The sequence below is a fragment of the Ruegeria sp. HKCCD4884 genome (assembly GCF_013110855.1).
GTDB lineage: Bacteria > Pseudomonadota > Alphaproteobacteria > Rhodobacterales > Rhodobacteraceae > Ruegeria.
This window is the reverse complement of sequence record NZ_WVRJ01000001.1, coordinates 24,102-40,384: the sequence shown is the minus strand read 5'-3', so window position 1 is coordinate 40,384 and position 16,283 is coordinate 24,102. Positions and strand designations below refer to the sequence as shown.

Sequence of the window (16,283 nt, the reverse complement as noted above, 5' to 3'; positions counted from 1 at the left end):
CTGATGCGGTCTGCGCCGCTTGCTTCATCTGGCTAAAAATACCTCGGGGGAGTCGCCCATCGGGCGACGGGGGCAGAGCCCCCTATTCCACGATCTCAGCCGTCTCGACGACCGCGTGCAACAGAACATCCGCCCCGGCTGCCGCCCAGTCCTTACTGATCTCTTCAGCCTCATTGTGGCTCAAACCATCCACGCATGGGCACATGATCATCGCGGTTGGCGCCACGCGGTTGATCCAACAGGCGTCATGCCCGGCACCCGAGATGATATCCGTATGCGAATATCCCAACCGCTCGGCCGCGTTGCGTACGGCGGACACACAGTCATCATCGAATTTCACCGGATCGAACCCACCGACTTTTTCGAATTCGATCTGCAGGCCCATGTCTTCAACGATATCCTCAGCCGCCACCTTCAGACGGTTCTCCATGTCCGTGATCACATCCAATTCGGGCGAGCGGAAATCGACCGTGAACACCACCTTGCCCGGGATCACGTTGCGTGAGTTCGGATAGACATCGATATGACCAGCCGCACCCACCGCATGAGGTGCATGAGACCAGGCAATCTCGTCCACTTTCTCCAGAATGCGCGCCATTGCCAGCCCGGCATTCTTTCGCATCGGCATCGGGGTTGACCCGGTGTGGGCATCCTTGCCGGTCACCGTGATCTGGGTCCAGCTCAGCCCCTGCCCGTGAGTGACAACGCCAATATCCTTGCCCTCGGCCTCCAATATCGGGCCTTGTTCGATATGCAGCTCAAAGAACGCGTGCATTTTCCGTGCGCCAACTTCTTCATCGCCACGCCAGCCGATGCGGTTCAGCTCATCTCCGAACTTCTTGCCCTCGGCATCCTCGCGTTCATACGCCCAATCCTGAGTGTGCATTCCCGCGAACACCCCCGAAGACAGCATGGCGGGCGCATATCGCGTGCCCTCTTCATTGGTCCAATTGGTCGCCACGATCGGGTGCTTTGTTTTGATCCCAAGATCGTTGAGGGTCCGGATGATTTCCAGTCCCCCCAAAACGCCCAAGACACCATCGTACTTCCCGCCCGTCGGCTGCGTATCCAGATGCGATCCGACATAAACCGGCAACGCGTCAGGGTCCGTCCCTTCGCGGTGGGCGAACATGTTGCCCATCTGGTCCAATCCCATAGAACAGCCCGCTTCTTCGCACCATTTCTGGAACAGGGCGCGGCCTTCTGCGTCCTCATCCGTCAGGGTTTGGCGGTTGTTGCCACCGGCAACACCGGGGCCGATCTTGGCCATCTCCATCAGGCTGTCCCACAACCTGTCGCCATTGATCCTGAGATTCTGCGCCGGAGCTGCCATGTTCATCTTCCCTGTTTGCTTGCGATTTGGCTCGCTTTTGGTGTCTTGATTTGACCATCTGGTCAAACTCACGCTATCACGGGTTCGAGATCAGTCAAGAAATTGCGCGGCACAGCTTGAATTTTCACTGAATTCCGCGCCTATAGTCGAAAAAAGAGACACGCTGAAAACATGCCGAAAGACCGCGCACCGACTCGCATTCAGAAAAAGAACCGTGCTGCGATCCTCGAGGCCGCCCTGAACGTGTTTTCAGCACACGGGTTTCGTGGATCGACCGTGGATCAGATTGCCGCCGAGGCCGGACTGAGCAAACCAAACCTGCTGTACTATTTCCCGTCGAAAGAGGCGATCCACACGGAACTACTGTCCGGCCTTCTGGAAACCTGGCTGGCCCCCTTGCACGATCTGGACCAGGATGGCGATCCGATGGAGGAAATCCTGGCCTATATTCGGCGCAAGCTGCAAATGAGTCAGGAGTTACCACGCGAAAGCCGCCTTTTTGCCAATGAACTGGTGCAGGGCGCGCCGCGTATCCACGAGGCTTTGTCCAAGGACCTCAAGGAACTGGTTGACGAAAAAACCGTGATCCTGACGCGCTGGATGGATCAGGGCAAAATCGCGCGGGTGCACCCCTATCACCTGATGTTTTCGATTTGGGCGCTGACCCAGCACTACGCAGATTTCGAAGTTCAGGTGCGTGCGATCTTGGGGGAAGAGGATCCGTTTGAAGGGGCCGACCCTTTTGTGGACACCCTGTATCGAAAGCTTCTGACCCCTTGAAAAAAGGGGCCGCAAGAACGGCCCCTTGATGATCTTTCCAAATCGGTTCATTCGGCCGCCTTGGCCATCGGATTGTTCGGATGCGTGGTCCAGTTGGCATAGGTTGGCTGCACCTCTTTACCCGTCCGTGGATCCACCTCACCCGGTGCCATCGGCACCATCGAGATACAGTCTTCAACGGGGCAAACATCAACGCAGAGGTTGCACGCCACGCATTCCTCGTCGATCACTTCGAACACGCGGTCGTCAGACATCGAAATCGCCTGGTGGCTGGTGTCTTCGCATGCCGCATAGCAGCGGCCACATTTGATACACTGGTCCTGATCGATCTTTGCCTTGGCGATGTAGTTCAGGTTCAGATACTGCCAATCGGTGACGTTGGGCACGGCACGACCGATTACTTCGTCGATGCTGCTGTATCCTTTCTCATCCATCCATTCGGAAAGACCTGCGGTCAATTCGTCGATGATCTTGAAGCCATAGGTCATTGCAGCGGTGCAAACCTGCACCGTGCCACAACCCAATGAGATGAACTCGGCCGCGTCGCGCCATGTGGTGACGCCGCCAATACCGGAAATCGGCAGACCATGCGTTGCCTCGGCCCGTGCGATCTCGGACACCATCGACAGGGCAATCGGCTTGACCGCAGGGCCACAATAGCCACCATGGCTGCCCTTGCCGTCGATTGAGGGTTCGGGGCTGAACGTATCCAGGTTGACGCTGGTGATCGAGTTGATCGTGTTGATCAGCGACACGGCGTCCGCGCCACCGTTCTTTGCCGCAGCTGCAGGTTTGCGGATATCGGTGATGTTGGGCGTCAACTTCACGATGACCGGGCGGTCGTAGTACTGCTTACACCAGCGTGTGACCATTTCAATGTATTCCGGCACCTGCCCCACAGCAGACCCCATACCGCGCTCGCTCATACCGTGCGGGCAGCCAAAGTTCAGTTCGATCCCATCCGCGCCGGTTTCAGCAACGCGTGGCAGGATAGCCTTCCAAGCCGCTTCCTCGCACGGCACCATGATCGAAGCGATCAGCGCGCGATCCGGGTAATCGGCCTTGACCCGCGCCATTTCCTCGAGGTTCACCTCCAATGGCCGGTCTGTGATCAATTCGATGTTGTTCAAGCCAAGCAACCGCCGATCCGCGCCGTAAATCGCTCCATAGCGCGGGCCGTTCACGTTCACGACCGGAGGGCCCTCGGACCCTAACGTTTTCCAAACCACACCGCCCCATCCGGCCTCGAAGGCGCGGCGAACGTTGTATTCCTTGTCGGTCGGCGGCGCAGAGGCCAGCCAGTAGGGATTAGGGCTGGAAATGCCCAGAAAGTTTGTCGTCAGATCGGCCATGGCTTCTCCCTTCCCGGCTCAGCCGGATTTCTTGAATATCATTTCAGTCGGGCGAATGCGCCCGGCTTTGAGGTTTGTGACGTAGTTTTGGAATTTCTCGGGCGCCGTCTCGCCCATCATCAGATGAATCCCCAGCGGCGCGGGGCCGCTTTCAGCGATCTTGGCAAAGACATTCTCAAAGAACTGTATCGCGAAATCGGTGCGGTCGGTTTCAGTCTCAAGTTCCAGCCCCGCCGCTTCTGCTGCGTCTTTGTAAACATCCGGTGCGTGAACGAAGGACGTCTCTGGCAACGTGGACCAAGGAAGCGGGAAAGCCAGGGGTTCATCGACGTCTCCGCCCATGACATCGAACAGGGCAAAGGTTCCACCCGTGGCCAGCGCCCGCGACACTTCCGCAAACAGTCCGGCCTTGTCTTCGATGTTCATGCCCACATGCATCATGACAGCCAGGTCAAACCCGGCATCTGGCACAGGCATGTCCAAGGCACTACCCACATGAAAAGTAGCCTTTTCCGAATGCCCGACCAGATTGCTCAACGCGGTGGCCGTTTCAACAAATTCGGGTGTCAGATCGACTCCGGTAACCATCGAGTCATAACGGTCCACGATATAACGCGAAGTGCCCCCGATCCCGCATCCCACATCCAGAACACGGGTTGCATGGGTCGGCGACAGTTGCGCAAACAGGTTGTCGGTCGCCAGAACACCGCCCGTATGGAACTCGTCCCCTGCCTTCAGATCAGCAACGGTGGCCGCATCCGGGTCAATACCGCTGGCTTCTAGCGCCGCACGGACGCGTTCGGTCAGGGCACCGGTGGTGTAGTGTTGAGCAACAGCTTGTTCGATCTGGGACATGAGAATACCTCAGCAGCGAAAGGAATGGGGTGAATACCCCACCCTATCACGAAACGAGCGTCGCGTGGATGTCCATCGCCGCATCCCGGCCTTCGGCAACTGCGGTTACGGTCAGGTCTTCGCCCCCTGCCGCACAGTCCCCACCAGCCCAGACACTCGACATTGAGGTGCGTCCAGCCCCGCTGACAGCAATTTTATTGCCGTCAAGCATAAGCCCTTCGGGTGCGCCATCCAGCGTCTGACCGATGGCTTTGAGCACCTGATCGGCTGGCAGGCGGATTGTCTCACCGGTTCCGCTAAGCTGACCGTTCTGGCTGGAGGTATATTCCAGTTCGATCTCGGCAGCAGTTCCGTTTCCATGCACGGCCACCGGCTGCACATTGGTCAGAATCCGAACGCCGTGCGAGGCCGCAAGGTCCTGCTCATAGCGGCTTGCCCCCATGGCGTCGCGGCCGCGGCGGTAGGCAATTGTAACGTGTTCGGCGCCCAGCAACTTGGATTTCACAGCAGCATCCACAGCCGTCATGCCGCCACCAATGACGACGACGTTGCGACCAACGGGCAGGTTTGCAAGATCATCGGCCTGCCGCACGTCCGAGATGAAATCAACAGCAGCACGCACGCCATCCTTGTCGACACCCCCAGCGCGCAGGGCATTCACCCCAGACAGGCCGATGGACAGGAATACCGCATCGTAATTCTCAAGCAGACCATCTAGCGAGATACTGTCACCCAGCACCGAACCGGTCTCGATCGCGATCCCGCCGATTTTCAGCAGCCAGTCCACCTCGGCCTGTGCAAAATCGTTGGTCGATTTGTAAGCGGCGATCCCATATTCGTTCAGGCCGCCCGGCTTGGGCTTGCTTTCATGGATCACGACGTCATGGCCTAACATGGCCAGACGGTGCGCGCAGGCCAAACCGGCAGGTCCTGCCCCAACAACAGCAACAGTCTTGCCCGTAGGCGCCGCCCTTTCGAACGGATGCGCGCCAGAGGCCATGATGTCATCGGTCGCAAAACGTTGCAGGCGTCCGATCTCAACCGGCTTGCCTTCGGCCGCTTCGCGCACACAGGCTTCTTCGCAAAGGGTTTCGGTTGGACAGACCCGAGCGCACATGCCGCCCAGAATGTTCTGTTCCAGAATGGTCCGCCCTGCCGATTGTGGTTGTCCCGCCTGAATCTGGCGAATGAACAACGGAATATCGATATCCGTCGGACACGCGGTCACGCATGGTGCGTCATAGCAGAAATAGCATCGATCAGCGGCAACGGCGGCCTCATGCGGGGCCAGTGGCGGATGCAGATCGGTGAAATTCGAGGTCAGCTCATCGCTGGAAAGCCGCCCAGCAACGATGCCGGGTGCCATCTGGCCCTGTGCCATCACTCTACTCCCTGTAGATATGTTTGTTATGACCTCAGCTTGCCACAAAAAAATATTTTATCAATTGGTAAAATTTATCAAATGGTCAAAAAATTAAAAAACCGGGCCAAAAGACCCGGTTTCGTGTGGTTTTGCATAATTTTGAGGCGAAAACCCTTAGATCATTCCGCCGAGATGACCGGATTTGGTCCAAACCCGTGCGCCATCCGGCCCTGCAATCGCCTGCGTGCGCGCACCCGGCGGCAGGCGCAACCAGTCCCATTTGGCAAAGTTTTCGCCGCCCTCGGAAAAGCCACCGGCGATGACAAAAACCTCCATCCCCTGGCCTGCATCCAGTTCGATCTTGTCCCCGGCAGCCCAGCTTTGCACGTGAACATCTTCATTATCGTCTTTGAACAAATGCAGATCAGCCTCACCGTTCACAGACTTGTGTACCTCGGTTCGATCTTGTGGATCGAACTGGTGGAGCTTGACCAGAATGGTCGCCCCTTGAGCGGCAGATGGGGTATGAGACGACGTTGGCGGGTTGCGCACATAACTTCCAACAGGAAAGTCCCCGGTTTCATCCTGAAAGACACCGTCAAGAACCAGATACTCCTCTCCACCATCATGCGTGTGTGCAGAAAACGCGCTGCCGGGTGCAAAGCGGACAATAGTCGTAGCGCGGGCGACCTCTTCGCCGATGCGATCTAGCATTTTCCGCTCGACCCCTGCGGCCGGGGACGCAATCCATTCGGTTTGGTCAAAATGAACCGCAACCCGTTTCGTGAAATCCGCGTTGATCCGCATGTTCGCCCCTTTCATCTAACGACCGTGATAGAAATGGGATCTTATACTGGAATTGCAAATTTTCGGCTTTTGACGGCTCGGGTCAGGTGTTGTACTCCGGAACGAAGGGTGCAGGGTCGCGCACCTATCGGGAACGGGCGCAGATGCAGGCAAATCCACAGAAATTTAACATCGCCGTTGTCGGGCAAAACAACCGCCTGCAGTACGAGGCCCTGTTGTTTGCCGCATCGTTGCGTCACAGCTCACCGCAATTTGAAGGCAGGCTGTTTGTCGCCACGCCCAACCCGGGGCCGCGTTGGAATCAAAACCCCAGCATTCAGGACGAAGACGTTCTAAAGGCGCTGAAACAGTTGGACGCCGAAGCCCTGCCATTCGACTCGCATGTCTTTGGTGAAAGCTATCCTTACGGCAACAAGATCGAGGCTCTGTTGGCCTTGCCAGAGGGCGAGCCGTTTGTGTTCTTTGACACCGACACATTGATCACCGGAGACATCGCACGCGTACCTTTTGATTTCGACCGCCCCGGCGCGTCGCTGAAGGTTGAAGGAACATGGCCAAAGCCAACGCTTTACGGCCCCGGCTTCGATGGCATCTGGCGCGCGTTGTACCAGCGGTTCGGGCTGGATTTCGAAAGCTCATTGGATGTCAGCCAACCCCATGATTACTGGCGGCGGTATCTGTATTTCAACGCGGGCCATTTTTTTTACAAGTGCCCTAGGGTTTTTGGCGAACGATATCTGGACTATGCCAGAACGATCCGAGACGCGCATATTCCCGAACTGACGGGCCAAAACCTGGATCCATGGCTGGATCAGGCCGCCCTGCCCCTTGTGATACATTCGTTGGGAGGAGGTCGGGATGCGCTGCCCGACGGTTTGCTCGACGGCTCTGTCAGTTGTCACTACCGCCTGTTCCCCCTGCTCTACGCCCGTGAAAGCGATCATGTGATCGACGTTCTAGAAACCGTTGTGGCACCGAACAAGGTCAAGAAAGTGCTCAAGCAATATGATCCGCTGAAAAAGCTGGTCCTGCAGGGAAAAGGCGCGAAAATCCGCGCCCTGTTTGATCAGAACAACCTGCCGCGGCGCGAACAGGCCATTCGCAATACGATCAAAAGCAAAGGGCTTTGGCTGCGCTGACAGGATCGTTGTGCGCAAGCGCGCATTCACCTAAAGATTCAGCAACACAAATTCCAACAGGAGATTTTCAAGATGTCTGACGGCCCCACCTACGGTTTCGACACGCTGCAGATTCACGCGGGCGCCCGCCCCGACCCGGCGACCGGAGCGCGCCAGACACCTATCTATCAGACCACAGCTTACGTGTTTCGCGATGCCGATCACGCGGCGGCCTTGTTCAACCTGCAAGAAGTGGGCTTCATCTATTCCCGCCTGACCAACCCAACCGTCGCCGTTCTACAGGAACGTGTAGCGACGCTTGAAGGCGGCGTTGGGGCCGTGTGTTGCTCGTCCGGTCACGCAGCACAGATCATGGCGCTGTTCCCCTTGATGGGACCGGGCTGCAACATTGTCGCCTCGGCCCGACTGTACGGTGGAACGGTCACGCAATTCAGCCAGACGATCAAACGCTTTGGCTGGTCGGCCAAGTTTGTCGACACTGACGATCTGGACGCGGTGAAGGACGCCATCGACGAAAACACCCGTGCTGTGTTCTGTGAATCCATCGCCAATCCCGGCGGTTATGTCACTGATATCCGCGCCTTAGCGGACGTTGCTGACGCTGCGGGCATTCCGCTGATCGTCGACAACACCGCGGCCACTCCCTATCTGTGCCGACCCATTGAACACGGTGCGACGCTGGTTGTGCACTCGACCACCAAATATCTGACCGGCAACGGCACCGTGACCGGCGGCTGCATCGTGGATTCGGGCAAGTTTGACTGGTCCGCAAATGACAAGTTCCCCTCGCTCAGCGAACCCGAGCCTGCCTATCACGGTTTGAAATTCCACGAAACATTTGGCCCGCTGGCGTTCACCTTCCACGGCATCGCCATCGGTCTGCGCGATCTGGGTATGACCATGAACCCGCAAGCCGCGCATTATACGCTGATGGGGATCGAAACCCTGTCACTGCGGATGGAGCGTCACGTTGAGAACGCCCAGAAGATCGCGGCTTGGCTGGAAGCGGATGACCGCGTGGAATATGTCACCTATGCGGGTCTGCCCTCGTCGCCCTATCACGACCGGGTCAAGTCGCAATACAAACGCGGTGCCGGTGCGCTGTTCACCTTTGCTGTCAAAGGTGGCTATGACGCCTGCATCAAGCTGGTCAACGCGCTGGAAATCTTCAGCCATGTGGCCAACTTGGGCGATGCGCGCTCGTTGATTATCCACTCGGCCTCGACCACCCACCGTCAGCTGACGCCGGAACAACAAGAAGCTGCAGGTGCAGGTCCGGGTGTTGTGCGCGTGTCCATCGGGATCGAGGATGTGAACGACCTGATCGCCGATCTGGATCAAGCTCTGGCCAAGGCCAGCGCCTGACGATGGCCGGGCACGACACTAACGACCTTGGCCAGCCCATCGGCCTGCCGGTTTCGGGCGAATTTCCACGCCCGACCCCGCCGTATACTCCGATGGAAGGACGGTACTGTTCTGTCGTGCCTTTGGACGTGAACAGGCATGCGCCCGGACTTTTCCGGGCGTTTGCCAATGACAGGGATGGTCGCAACTGGACCTACCTGCCCTACGGCCCTTTCGACAACGAGCCTGCGTTCGAAGATTGGGCCCGCGCCAGCTGCATGGACGCGGATCCGATGTTTCATACCGTACTGGACGGCAATGACGTACCGATAGGTATGGCCTCGTACCTGAGGATCGAGCCCGCTGCAGGCGCAATCGAGGTGGGGCATATCCACTTCTCGCCCCTGTTGCAACGCAAACCGCAATCCACCGAAGTCATGTATCTGATGATGAAGCGGGTGTTCGATGAGTTGGGCTATCGCCGCTATGAATGGAAATGTGATGCTCTGAATGCACCATCGTGCAGCGCGGCAGAGCGGCTGGGCTTCACCTTTGAGGGGATTTTCAGGCAAGCGACCCATTACAAAGGGCGCAACCGGGATACTGCATGGTATTCAATCATCGACAGCGAATGGCCGCGCATTCGGGATGCGTTCGAAGCCTGGCTTTCACCGGACAATTTCGACGCTGCGGGCCAACAACGCAAACCGCTGATGGCCCGTGCAAAAGCTTGATCTTAGTCCGAAATCTCGAATTCCATCGAGACACTGACCGAGACTGAGACCTCTCCGCCTGCAACAGGAACCCCGCCTGCATCGGCCATGCTCATGGCGCGCATCTCGGCCATTGGGCGGACACCGGCGACACGTTCCGAAATTGTCTGGACCGGGCCAAGCGTGACACCGGCCGCCTGCGCCAACTGCTCGGCCTTGGCAGTGGCTTCTCCAACGGCTTGCGCACGGGCCTGCGCCTCAAGCGGTTTGGGATCCTGCACACCAAAGCTCAGCCCGCCAAAGTCATTGGCACCATCCTGAATAACCGCATCCATGATCGTTCCCAACTGAGTCAGATCGCGAACCCGCACAAACACTCGGTTCGACGCGGTAAACCCTGTGATCTCGGGCTTTTCCCCATTCTGCCCATGCCGCCCCGACCAAACCGGTGACAATGACAAATCACGGGTCTGAACATCGCGGTCTTCGATGCCCATATCGGCCAACCGCGCCAGGACTTTGGCAACCGCATCCGACGTTGCCTGCATGGCCGCTCCGGCCTCAGCGTTTTCGCTGGTCACACCCAGCGTGATCGTCGCCATGTCGGGCGCAGTTTGCACCGTTCCGGTGGCATCCACGGTGATGCGACGTTCTTCCGCATGGGCTGCGCCTGCGGCCGTTGCTGCCATCATCGCAGCCAGAAAAGCGAATGTCTTCAAGGTTATCACTCCAATTTACTCTGTCTCAAAATGGGTTGTCGCCCCATGGCCATGCAAGAGCAGACCCAGCCTTTTTCTTTCCCTCGGCAGGTTCCTGCTTTATTGTCGGTCTGCGAACACAAAGTCGTTTGCATTGACGCTGATAATTATGGTTCCTCCGGATTATGAAACCTGCCTTTGCGCTGTCTTTTTCAACAACCGGAATCTTTCTGCACCACCAATCGGAGGGGGATTGGTACGCCATTGGCTCGATTCCATTGGACGCGCAGGATTTGCCCGAGCAAATGCAGGCGTTGCGGGAAAAAGCATTTGCGCTGGAAAATGACCTGAGCTGCAAGATCGTCTTGCCACCTGATCAGGTGCGCTTTCTGGACGTCGAAACAGATGATTTGCCGGACGCGGACCGGACGGCCCGGATTGAGGCGGCGCTGTCCGATGCGACCCCTTACGCTCTGTCCGACCTCAGTTATGACAGCCAGACCACCGGCGGCACAACCCATGTCGCCGCCGTAGCCAAAGAGACATTAGCCGAAGCGCGGACCTTCGCCGTGGGTCATGGTTTTGTGCCGACAGTGTTCACCTCGGAAGAAGGTGCAAGCGCTTTCCCGCGAGAACCTGTGTTTACAGAGCAACCCGTTCAACCTGAGCCGTCCCTAACGACGCAGCCCATGGAAGCTATTGAAACGGACCCACCCCAAGAAGATGACGCTTCCGACCTGCCCGCTCATCCCATTGCGGGCAAAGCGGCACCGGATACGTTCCGCGGGCCGGACGTATCCCCGGCCGCACGTGCCACAGCTCTACCTGCCTCAAGGCGCTTTGCCATTCCCGCCTTTGCCGCCGTGGTTTTGCTTGGCGGCGTATTTGGCGCGTGGCTGGCCTCGGGCCCCTCTGAGCCGCCAGAGCAAGCCGCGCTGAACCCGATTGCTCCGGACGTATCAGAGCCGCAGCCCGAAGCCCCCGCTGATCCGTTGCCCGAGGTTGCGACAGTCGAACCCGAGCAGAGCCCCCTCGCTGAACCGGCTTTAGAACAGGCCGAGGAACAGACCGAACAGGCTCAGCCAAACCCAGTTGAGTCGGCTGTATCGGAGCCGGAGCCCGTCGTTGATTCGACGCCCGAGGTAGCAGCCGTCGCCCCCCAACAAAGCACGTTCCCGGCGCCACAAGTTGACGAGGCCCAAGAGCAGCCCGAGCTATCTCCTACGGATGCGGCGATCCTTGAGGCGCTCAAGGTCGCGCCGACACCGGTTGAGCCGATTGCTCAGGACCCGGAAGCTCCAAAGGAGATTCTTGCGGAGACAGGAGTTGACGTAACGCCTCCCGCACCCCTGCAAGAGCCTGAAGCCGTTGAGCCGGAAGACCTGTATCTGACGTCAATCGACAAATCCGATCTGTCCAATGATGCTGTCGCATTGCCGCCTGCATCAAGCTTCGACACGGACGCGCCGTTCAGCCAAGAGGGATTGCCCAGTGCTGCAGGCACGCGGTTCGATCTGGATGATCGGGGGCTTGTTGTCGCCACACCTGACGGTGCTTTGAACCCGGAAGGCATCACTGTCTATTTGGGTCGTCCATCCAAGGTGCCACCGCAAGCTCCGCTTCGGTTCGAGGAAGAACCTGTTGTTGAAGAGGTCAACGAAAGGCTGGCGGGGCTACGCCCTAGACCGCGCCCAGATAATCTTGAAGAGACGTTTGAACGTCAGCAGCTTGGCGGTCAGTCGCTGGAGGAACTTGCTGGAAAACGACCCAAAGCGCGCCCTGCAGGCCTGGAAGCACCAGAAGAGGTCGAAGTACCTGTCGCCGAGCTGGACATTATGCGCGTCCCCCGTCCCAAGGCGCGACCGGCAGGACTGGTTGCTGCCAGACCGACCGTTGCGAAACCGTCCACGCTGGCATCGACAGCGGCCCTGGCTGAGAACTCTGACGACGCGGGATCATTTCAGCCCAAAGCCGTTGCGCCCAAGATCCCGTCAACCGCGTCAGTGGCCCGACAGGCGACAATCGACAACGCCATCAATCTGCGCAAGCTGAACCTGATCGGGGTCTATGGCACGCCCGCCAATCGTCGCGCCTTGGTGCGCTTGCCCAGCGGTCGTTACAAGAAACTGAAAGTTGGGGATCGCATTGACGGCGGCAAGGTCATCGCCATCAGTGACAGCGAACTGCGCTATCAGAAAAAGGGCCGCAACGTGACGCTTTCGATGCCCCGCAGCTGATCGCTAGTAGGGAGAAAAACGCCGGAGATTACCCCGGCGTTTAGCGAAAATGTCAGGCGGCAGAGATTTCGCCGCTTTCGATCTGCTCACGTTCGATGGATTCGAACAGGGCCTGGAAATTGCCCTCGCCAAAACCGTCATCCCCTTTGCGCTGGATAAACTCAAAGAAGATCGGGCCGATCACGGTCTTTGAGAAGATCTGAAGCAGAATGCGGGTTTCGCCGCCATCCACGACACCCTCACCGTCGATCAGAATGCCGTGCTTCATCATGTGATCCAACGGCTCGTCATGATCCGTTACGCGATCTTTCGACATCTCGTAATAGGCGCGGTTCGGGCCGGGCATGAACTTCAAACCATTCTCGGCAATCGCGTCGGTTGAGGCATAGATGTCTTCGCTGCCCACAGCGATGTGTTGAATCCCTTCACCCTTGTACTTCTTGAGGTACGACACAATCTGCCCGGTCTCGCCCCGGTCTTCGTTGATCGGAATGCGGATACGGCCACAGGGTGACGTCAAGGCGCGGCTGAACAGCCCTGTGAACTTGCCCTGAATGTCGAAAAAACGAATTTCGCGGAAGTTGAACAAGTCACCGTAGAACTTGAACCATTTGTCCATGTTGCCCTTGTAGACATTGTGGGTCAGGTGATCGAGGTAATAGAACCCCTCACCACGCGGCTTGGATTCCTTGATCCACTCGAATTCCTGATTGTAGGGCGATGTATCGTAATACTGATCGATGAAATAGATCAGCGACCCGCCGATACCCTTGATCGCTGGAACATCCAGCGTTTTGTCTGCTGCATCATAAGGTTCGGCGCCCTTCGATACAGCGTGATCATACGCATTCTGTGCGTCGACAACGCGCCAGCCCATCGACGGGGCACATGGACCGTGCTCGGCCACAAATTTATCCGCGAAGCTGTCCGGATCGGCATTCAGGATATAGGTGACATCCCCTTGCTGCCAAAGTTCGACCAGCGGCTTGTCCTTGTGACGGGCCACCAGATCGAAGCCCATCTTGGCGAACAGATCGCGCAGTTCCTGCGGTTCGGGATGAGCAAACTCAACAAACTCAAACCCGTCGGTCCCGGCGGGGTTTTCTTCACTGATCACAGATTTCGGGGCGTTGTGCGGGAAAGGACCCATGGCGCGTCTCCTTTGAAGACAGGAAATTTATTGCTGATTCAAAAATATGACTTTCCAGACGCTGTTTCTGCGCATTGTTTTCGTGTAAACTCATAGTATACGCGCAAAACGCGCATGAATTTCAAAGAAACCGGGATTCTTCCGCACGTGTTGGATGCTACTGACAAACGTCTTCTATCTGCCCTGCAAAAGGACGCGCATCTGACCGCGCATCAACTGGGTGAGATGCTGAACCTCTCCCCCAGCCAGGCAGGTCGACGCCGACAACGGCTTGAGGCCGAAGGCTACATCACGGGCTATGCCGCCCGGCTCGATCCGCTGAAGCTTGGTTTGCAGGTGCAAGGATTTGTTCAGGTTCATTTGGGTACACATGGCCCCGAACAATCCCAAAGCTTTGCCCGCATGGTCGATACCCGCCCCGAAATTACCAGCGCCTGGACGATGACAGGAGAGGCAGATTACCTGTTACATGTCTATTGCGACGATCTTTCCGCGCTCAACAGCTTGCTCCATCAGGTCATCCTGCCGCATCCTGCTGTTGCCCGAGTCCAAAGCCAGATAGTCATGGACCAACTGAAACGCGACGCCCCCCTGCCCACCTGAACGGGCTCACGAGGAGACAAATGGACGATTTTCTATATCAGGCTTCGATCTATCTGGCTGCGGCTGTGATCGCGGTGCCTCTGTCCGCAAGGCTGGGGCTGGGGTCGGTACTGGGCTATTTGGCCGCCGGGATCATCATCGGGCCAGTGCTGGGGCTGGTTGGGGCCGAAACGGAAAACCTTCAACATGTCGCCGAATTCGGTGTTGTGATGATGCTGTTCCTGATCGGGCTGGAGCTTGAACCTCGTGCCCTTTGGGACATGCGCGATCGGTTATTGGGTCTAGGCGGCCTTCAGGTTGTGCTGTCTACTGCCGCGATTGCTGCAGTGGCCATGTACGCAAACCACCCATGGTCTGTCGCGTTGGCGGTCGGATTGACCCTGTCGCTGTCATCGACTGCAATCGTCCTGCAGACCCTGTCAGAAAAGGGTCTTATGCAGACAAATGGTGGGCGAGCCACGTTTTCGGTACTTCTGACACAAGACATTGCAGTTATTCCGATCCTGGCGCTATTGCCGCTGCTGGCTTTACCCGCGATGCCTCATATCGAAGCAGATGGATCGATTGATCGGGGGGCTGGTGATCTGCACGCAGCGGGCCATCACAGCCTTTCGCTGGTCGAAGGTTTGCCGGGTTGGGCCGTCACTCTGGTCACGCTTGGCGCAATTGCTTTTGTTATTCTGGCGGGCGTCTATCTTACCCGCCCTCTCTTTCGGTTTATCCACGCGACGCGCCTGCGCGAGATGTATACCGCTTTGGCGCTTATGATTGTGGTCGGTATTTCTTTCCTGATGACGCTTGTTGGACTGTCGCCCGCATTGGGCGCGTTTCTGGCGGGCGTCGTGCTGGCCAGTTCAGAATTTCGCCATGAAATGGAAAGCGACCTTGAACCGTTCAAAGGGCTGTTTCTTGGGCTGTTCTTTATCACGGTTGGGGCCGGGATCGACGTTGCCTATTTCTTCGATGACCCGCTGGACCTGATCGGCTTGGCACTGCTTGTGATCCTTGCAAAAGGGATCATCCTGTTTCTGGTCGGCAAAGCCTTTAAACTACGCGGGCGCGACCATTGGCTATTCACGCTTGGGTTGGCGCAGGCCGGTGAATTTGGATTTGTGCTGCTGGCCTTTTCCACGCAGCAGAACGTTATCCCACCTGATCTGTCACAGAAACTGCTGATGATCATTGCCCTGACCATGCTGATCACCCCCCTTCTGTTCATCATCTATGATCTTCTGTCTCGGAAAATAGGCGACACCGCCAAAGATCCCGAACCCGACGAGATTGACGAAAAAGGCCCTGTGATCATTGCTGGCATCGGACGGTTTGGTCAGATCGTGAACCGGCTGGTACGCGCCAGCGGCTTCAAAACAGTGGTTCTGGACCACGACATTGAAACCGTTCAATTGATGCGTAGGTTTGGGGTTAAAGGCTTTTTGGGCGACCCAACGCGCCCCGAATTGCTACGCGCTGCAGGGTTGGAAAAAGCGTCGGTTCTTGTGGCGGCAATGGACGACCACAAGCAGGTGACGCGGCTGGTTGGGTATGCCAGACGGCAGCGCCCCGACCTGCACATTATCGCCCGAGCCCGCGACCGGACCCACGTGTACGAGCTGTATCAGGCGGGGGCCAACGACATTGTCCGCGAACTGTTCGACAGCTCGCTTCGCGCAGGGCGTTATGTTCTGGAGAACATTGGACTGAGTGAATACGAGGCCGCGCAGGCCGAACAGACCTTTTATCACCACGACCGGACGTCAGTCCGTGATCTGGCCGAGCTCTGGGTTCCCGGAATGCCAACAGCCGAGAACAAGAAATACATCGAGCGCGCTCAGAAGCTGGAAAAGGATCTGGAAACCGCATTGCTTGAATTGGCGGAAGAACACGCAAAGAAATCTGCCTGACCCAGATC

14 protein-coding genes are annotated in these 16,283 nt (G+C 57.6%); 7 read left to right on the top strand and 7 right to left on the bottom strand.

What is annotated here, in order from left to right; translation table 11 throughout:
- Positions 1–82: 82 nt before the first annotated feature.
- A complete protein-coding gene (locus tag GS636_RS00190; protein ID WP_171668048.1) occupies positions 83–1,333 on the bottom strand; it encodes a Zn-dependent hydrolase in 1,251 nt (416 codons plus the stop codon).
- 171 nt (positions 1,334–1,504) lie between these two features.
- On the opposite strand from GS636_RS00190, the gene GS636_RS00185 reads away from it, so the two are divergent.
- On the top strand, positions 1,505–2,113 hold the full coding sequence (locus GS636_RS00185; RefSeq protein ID WP_171089482.1) for a TetR family transcriptional regulator C-terminal domain-containing protein: 609 nt from the start codon (positions 1,505–1,507) through the stop codon (positions 2,111–2,113).
- Between the two features lie 47 nt (positions 2,114–2,160).
- On the opposite strand, the gene preA is transcribed toward GS636_RS00185, so the two are convergent.
- From preA to GS636_RS00165, 4 genes are all read right to left on the bottom strand, one after another.
- Positions 2,161–3,465, bottom strand: a complete 1,305-nt coding sequence (gene preA / locus GS636_RS00180; RefSeq protein ID WP_171668047.1) for an NAD-dependent dihydropyrimidine dehydrogenase subunit PreA — start codon at positions 3,463–3,465, stop codon at positions 2,161–2,163.
- A gap of 18 nt (positions 3,466–3,483) precedes the next feature.
- Positions 3,484–4,320: a methyltransferase domain-containing protein gene (locus GS636_RS00175; protein WP_171668046.1), complete on the bottom strand. Its 837-nt coding sequence runs from the start codon at positions 4,318–4,320 to the stop codon at positions 3,484–3,486.
- Positions 4,321–4,366: 46 nt separating this feature from the next.
- The gene (locus GS636_RS00170) at positions 4,367–5,701 is read right to left on the bottom strand and encodes an NAD(P)-dependent oxidoreductase (RefSeq protein WP_171668045.1); all 1,335 of its coding nucleotides are present in this window, start codon (positions 5,699–5,701) and stop codon (positions 4,367–4,369) included.
- Positions 5,702–5,857: 156 nt separating this feature from the next.
- Positions 5,858–6,490, bottom strand: a complete 633-nt coding sequence (locus GS636_RS00165; RefSeq protein ID WP_171668044.1) for a cupin domain-containing protein — start codon at positions 6,488–6,490, stop codon at positions 5,858–5,860.
- Between the two features lie 143 nt (positions 6,491–6,633).
- Between GS636_RS00165 and GS636_RS00160 the strand changes: the two genes are divergently transcribed.
- The 3 genes from GS636_RS00160 (at position 6,634) to GS636_RS00150 (ending at position 9,707) form a co-directional block, all read left to right on the top strand.
- The gene (locus GS636_RS00160; protein WP_171668043.1) at positions 6,634–7,629 is read left to right on the top strand and encodes a hypothetical protein; all 996 of its coding nucleotides are present in this window, start codon (positions 6,634–6,636) and stop codon (positions 7,627–7,629) included.
- Between the two features lie 72 nt (positions 7,630–7,701).
- The gene (locus GS636_RS00155) at positions 7,702–8,994 is read left to right on the top strand and encodes an O-acetylhomoserine aminocarboxypropyltransferase/cysteine synthase family protein (protein ID WP_171668042.1); all 1,293 of its coding nucleotides are present in this window, start codon (positions 7,702–7,704) and stop codon (positions 8,992–8,994) included.
- Positions 8,995–8,996: 2 nt separating this feature from the next.
- Positions 8,997–9,707 (top strand): GNAT family N-acetyltransferase, encoded by a 711-nt coding sequence (locus GS636_RS00150; protein WP_171668041.1) that lies wholly within the window; start codon positions 8,997–8,999, stop codon positions 9,705–9,707.
- 2 nt (positions 9,708–9,709) lie between these two features.
- Here GS636_RS00150 and GS636_RS00145 read toward each other — a convergent pair whose 3' ends face one another.
- Entirely contained in the window at positions 9,710–10,414 is a 705-nt protein-coding gene (locus tag GS636_RS00145) for an SIMPL domain-containing protein (protein WP_371808679.1), read from the bottom strand.
- 155 nt (positions 10,415–10,569) lie between these two features.
- Here GS636_RS00145 and GS636_RS00140 point away from each other — a divergent pair, with 155 nt between their 5' ends.
- Positions 10,570–12,621, top strand: a complete 2,052-nt coding sequence (locus tag GS636_RS00140) for a hypothetical protein (RefSeq protein ID WP_171668039.1) — start codon at positions 10,570–10,572, stop codon at positions 12,619–12,621.
- A gap of 52 nt (positions 12,622–12,673) precedes the next feature.
- Here the strand turns inward: GS636_RS00140 and hppD are convergent, their stop codons facing one another.
- Positions 12,674–13,771: a 4-hydroxyphenylpyruvate dioxygenase gene (gene hppD, locus GS636_RS00135; RefSeq protein ID WP_171668038.1), complete on the bottom strand. Its 1,098-nt coding sequence runs from the start codon at positions 13,769–13,771 to the stop codon at positions 12,674–12,676.
- 147 nt (positions 13,772–13,918) lie between these two features.
- On the opposite strand from hppD, the gene GS636_RS00130 reads away from it, so the two are divergent.
- Both GS636_RS00130 and GS636_RS00125 read left to right on the top strand, forming a co-directional pair.
- A complete protein-coding gene (locus tag GS636_RS00130) occupies positions 13,919–14,374 on the top strand; it encodes an Lrp/AsnC family transcriptional regulator (RefSeq protein WP_171091132.1) in 456 nt (151 codons plus the stop codon).
- 20 nt (positions 14,375–14,394) lie between these two features.
- The gene (locus GS636_RS00125; RefSeq protein WP_171089464.1) at positions 14,395–16,275 is read left to right on the top strand and encodes a monovalent cation:proton antiporter-2 (CPA2) family protein; all 1,881 of its coding nucleotides are present in this window, start codon (positions 14,395–14,397) and stop codon (positions 16,273–16,275) included.
- The last annotated feature ends 8 nt before the right edge of the window (positions 16,276–16,283 follow it).